Below are 4,512 nucleotides of genomic sequence, written 5' to 3' on the forward strand. Positions count from 1 at the left end.
ATGTCTGAACTTAACCAGCCGTTAGGCGGTAATAGCATGCCGCGCTTTGGTGGGCCCGCCACCATGATGCGTTTACCCACCCAGGAAAGTGCCGCAGGCTTAGATGCTGCGTTTATCGGTATTCCAATGGATATTGGCACGTCTAACCGTCCTGGTACACGGCTTGGCCCCCGCCAAATTCGTGATGAATCACGCATGCTGCGCCCTTATAACATGGCCACCCGCGCCGCGCCTTTTGACAGCCTACAAGTCGCGGATATTGGCGATGTGCCGATCAATACCTTTCACCTGCCTAAAAGCGTCGACATTATTACCGCCTTTTACGATGAGGTGCTGGCGCATAACTGTGTGCCATTAACATTAGGTGGTGAGCACACGCTAACGCTTCCTGTATTGCGTGCTATCGCGAAAAAACATGGCCCGGTTGGCTTAATCCATATTGATGCCCATGCCGATGTGAACGATCACATGTTCGGTGAGCCGATCGCCCATGGCACGCCGTTTCGCCGCGCCCAGGAAGAAGGCCTGTTAGCCCACGGCAAAGTGGTGCAGATCGGTCTTCGTGGCACGGGTTATGCCGCCGAGGATTTTGACTGGTGCCGTGATCAAGGGTTTCGTGTTGTTCCCGCCGAAGAGTGCTGGTATCGCTCGCTTGCCCCCTTAATGAAAGAAGTGCGCGAACAAATGGGCGATACCCCGGTGTACATCAGTTTTGACATCGACGCCTTAGATCCATCGCTTGCCCCCGGTACGGGCACGGTAGAAATGGGCGGGCTGACGTCTCCACAGGCATTAGAAATTGTGCGTGGTGCGGCAGGGCTAACGATTGTTGGCGCCGATTTGGTAGAAGTATCGCCCCCCTATGACACGAGCGGCAATACGGCGCTGATCGGTGCCACCTTGCTGTACGAAATGTTGTGTGTACTGCCAGGCGTTAAACGCCGCGGCTAATCAGTGACGACTGAATTGGTTTTTCAAAGCGCCGGCTTAACAAGGCGCTAATTATAAAAACTTGCTTCTCCTCCGAGGCCACCAGCCCACCTCTAATAACTACGTCCAATAGGTGAAAAAATGTCTTACTCCGAAGTTAAGCTAGATGACGCTGACCCGTCGGCACCGATCCATCGGCCGCATTTGTTGAAGTTCTTTATTCCTTTTCGCGATTTGCTTTCAAAAATGGAGGTGATTTATGTCGCTTAAGGATAATTTTGGCCAGGACTCACTTTCCGCAGAGCATGTTGAACGCAGCCTAGGGCTACCTGGAACGTTTGCCCTTTGGCTTGGCGCCAATGTGGTAGTTACCACGATTCTTACTGGCATGTTTTTGGTGCCAGATCTCACCTTTCAGCATGCCATCCTGCTGATTTTGTTGGGTTCAGCGATCGGTATTATCCCCTTAGTGTTAATCGGCGTGATGGGGCAGCAAACCGGAATGACGACCATGGTGCTGGCGAGGGGCACTTTTGGCCGCAAAGGGGCTAATTTTCCTGCTTGGATTAATTTACTCGCGCTAATTGCATGGAGTTGGATTCAAGCACTATTAGCGGGTATGAGTCTTGATTACGCCGTTGAAAGTCTCACGGGTTATTCCAATGTGGCGCTGTTTACGGTGCTATGCGAGGCGTTAGTAGTGCTTATTGCCCTGCGTGGCCATTTAGGCATTGAAAAGGTAGAGAAGATAGCAGCAGTACTGATGGTGGGGCTGTCGGCTGTGGTGCTTTTTGCGCTGAATCGTCATTACGATTTACCGAGCATTACTCAGATGGAGCCCGAGGGAGTGCTAGGCGGTGGCGTGGTTTTCGACATTGTTATTGCGACCGCTTTTTCCTGGATTCCATTAGCGGCTGATTACAATCGTCACTGTCGCTCGCTAAAAGCTGCCGTTGTGGGCACCTGGGGCGGCTATGTTACTGCGACATTGATTGCTATGGGGCTAGGGGCCACGGTGTCAGCGCTCTCGATTACGGTTGGGATGGAGCAAACCTACGACCCTACCGCGCTGCTCAGTAATTTCGGGTTTGGTCTACCTGCCGCTTTGGTTATCTTCTTTTCGGTGCTAACCACTAACGTAATGTGCGTATACAGCGCAACACTTTCGTTTATGAGCGTGCGTCCTAAAGTACCTTTTTGGAAGCCTGCGTTAATCATTGGCATAGTGTCGGTAGTGGGTGCGCTAATCCCCGGTATTCTGGATCAGTTTCAAACCTTTTTATTGATCATCGGCAGCGTGTTTATCCCCGCCTTTTCTTTGATGATTGTGGATTACTATCTGCTGGGTCGTCAGCGTTATACGTCGGCAGAGCTTATTCAGGCTGAAAATAGTCTTCCAGCTTTCAACTGGCTGGCATTGGGTAGCTATGCGGTAGGTGCGATCTTAGCCTATTACTGGAATTGGGTAGCACCGCTAGACTTTGGCGCTTCGCTACCGGTTTTCGTGATTACCGGGGCGCTTTATTTTGTGGTCAGTAAGGTCGCCTTTGCAAAGCGAGTAACCGTATGAGCCTTCAGCGTATTAGCGAACAGCAGTGGTATCGCACCGTCCCCAAGGGGGACGGTATTACCCTAGTCGATGAGCCGTGGATCAAGCCGTTTTATCGCTGCAATATCTGGCATGTCAAAGGCAGTAAGCGCGGTATGGTGGTGGACTTTGGCCTGGGTGCCGTGCCACTGCGTCAGCACGTAGCGCTGCTTAGTGAGCATCATCTGTTGGCGGTAGCGAGCCACACGCACTTTGATCATATCGGCAGCGCCCATGAATTCGGCTGTTGTCATGTGCATGCTGCGGAGGCAGGCATTCTTGCCTCACCTGACAACGCTAGCACCCTGGCAGACCAGTTTCTCAGCGACGATATGTTCGAAGCACTGCCACCAACGCCATACTCCCATGAACGTTATCGCATTACTGCACCTCAAGTGGTATGCCCGTTAGAGGATGGTGAGGTGCTGGATTTAGGCAACCGCCAGTGGGAAGTGATTCATACGCCGGGGCACTCCCCCGGCGGTATCGCGTTATGGGAATCGGCAACCCAAACGTTGATTTCAGGTGATTTGATCTACGATGGTCCGTTAATTGAAGACCTATGGCACAGCAATCTCGTCGACTATGCCTGCAGTATGCGAAGGCTGCGTGAGCTGCCCGTTCGCACAGTGCACGGTGGACATTTCCCCAGCTTTAGCGGCCAACATTTAAACCAACTGATTGATGGCTGGCTTCGCCAACACGACCTTTAGAGGGCGCCGATAGTGCCTAAGCCTCCCAGGCAAAGCACTTAACGTTCAACCCGCAGTTCATCAACCCACAGTTCATCAATCCGCAGTTTATCAACACGGATTGTTCAAGCGATAGCAGGGGATGTGCCAGATGTCCGCTTGAATAGTTAATGATTCATTTTTGAATCAATGATTCATTTTTGGCTTAAATGCGCTTTTTTTTGATTCATTATTGCATCACTGGCGGCTGGAAACCCCATTACCACGGCATTCAGAAACTTGGCATGTTCTATGCAATGTATTCACTATCAGTACGTAATACAGCGTTAACAATTCCAAGGAGATCTGCATGTCTGAACTTAACCAGCCGTTAGGCGGTAATAGCATGCCGCGCTTTGGTGGGCCCGCCACCATGATGCGTTTACCCACCCAGGAAAGTGCCGCAGGCTTAGATGCTGCGTTTATCGGTATTCCAATGGATATTGGCACGTCTAACCGTCCTGGTACACGGCTTGGCCCCCGCCAAATTCGTGATGAATCACGCATGCTGCGCCCTTATAACATGGCCACCCGCGCCGCGCCTTTTGACAGCCTACAAGTCGCGGATATTGGCGATGTGCCGATCAATACCTTTCACCTGCCTAAAAGCGTCGACATTATTACCGCCTTTTACGATGAGGTGCTGGCGCATAACTGTGTGCCATTAACATTAGGTGGTGAGCACACGCTAACGCTTCCTGTATTGCGTGCTATCGCGAAAAAACATGGCCCGGTTGGCTTAATCCATATTGATGCCCATGCCGATGTGAACGATCACATGTTCGGTGAGCCGATCGCCCATGGCACGCCGTTTCGCCGCGCCCAGGAAGAAGGCCTGTTAGCCCACGGCAAAGTGGTGCAGATCGGTCTTCGTGGCACGGGTTATGCCGCCGAGGATTTTGACTGGTGCCGTGATCAAGGGTTTCGTGTTGTTCCCGCCGAAGAGTGCTGGTATCGCTCGCTTGCCCCCTTAATGAAAGAAGTGCGCGAACAAATGGGCGATACCCCGGTGTACATCAGTTTTGACATCGACGCCTTAGATCCATCGCTTGCCCCCGGTACGGGCACGGTAGAAATGGGCGGGCTGACGTCTCCACAGGCATTAGAAATTGTGCGTGGTGCGGCAGGGCTAACGATTGTTGGCGCCGATTTGGTAGAAGTATCGCCCCCCTATGACACGAGCGGCAATACGGCGCTGATCGGTGCCACCTTGCTGTACGAAATGTTGTGTGTACTGCCAGGCGTTAAACGCCGCGGCTAATC

Annotated in this window: 5 protein-coding genes; all 5 read left to right on the forward strand. The window is 52.3% G+C overall.

What is annotated here, in order from left to right; all coding sequences use genetic code 11:
• The coding region (gene speB, locus ELY33_RS17725) for an agmatinase (protein ID WP_126943425.1) at positions 1-951 on the forward strand (951 nt) is incomplete at its 5' end.
• A 120-nt stretch (positions 952-1,071) separates the two neighbouring features.
• Positions 1,072-1,200, forward strand: a complete 129-nt coding sequence (locus ELY33_RS18305; RefSeq protein ID WP_279629890.1) for a hypothetical protein — start codon at positions 1,072-1,074, stop codon at positions 1,198-1,200.
• Positions 1,190-2,500, forward strand: a complete 1,311-nt coding sequence (locus ELY33_RS17730; protein ID WP_126949231.1) for a purine-cytosine permease family protein — start codon at positions 1,190-1,192, stop codon at positions 2,498-2,500. The genes ELY33_RS18305 and ELY33_RS17730 overlap by 11 nt, the downstream gene beginning before the upstream one ends.
• A complete protein-coding gene (locus ELY33_RS17735; RefSeq protein WP_126949232.1) occupies positions 2,497-3,231 on the forward strand; it encodes an MBL fold metallo-hydrolase in 735 nt (244 codons plus the stop codon). Before ELY33_RS17730 ends, ELY33_RS17735 begins: the two co-directional genes overlap by 4 nt.
• Before the next feature lie 328 nt (positions 3,232-3,559).
• The gene (gene speB / locus ELY33_RS17740; RefSeq protein ID WP_126943425.1) at positions 3,560-4,510 is read left to right on the forward strand and encodes an agmatinase; all 951 of its coding nucleotides are present in this window, start codon (positions 3,560-3,562) and stop codon (positions 4,508-4,510) included.
• The last annotated feature ends 2 nt before the right edge of the window (positions 4,511-4,512 follow it).

Source organism: Vreelandella andesensis (assembly GCF_003989795.1).
Taxonomy (GTDB): domain Bacteria; phylum Pseudomonadota; class Gammaproteobacteria; order Pseudomonadales; family Halomonadaceae; genus Vreelandella; species Vreelandella andesensis.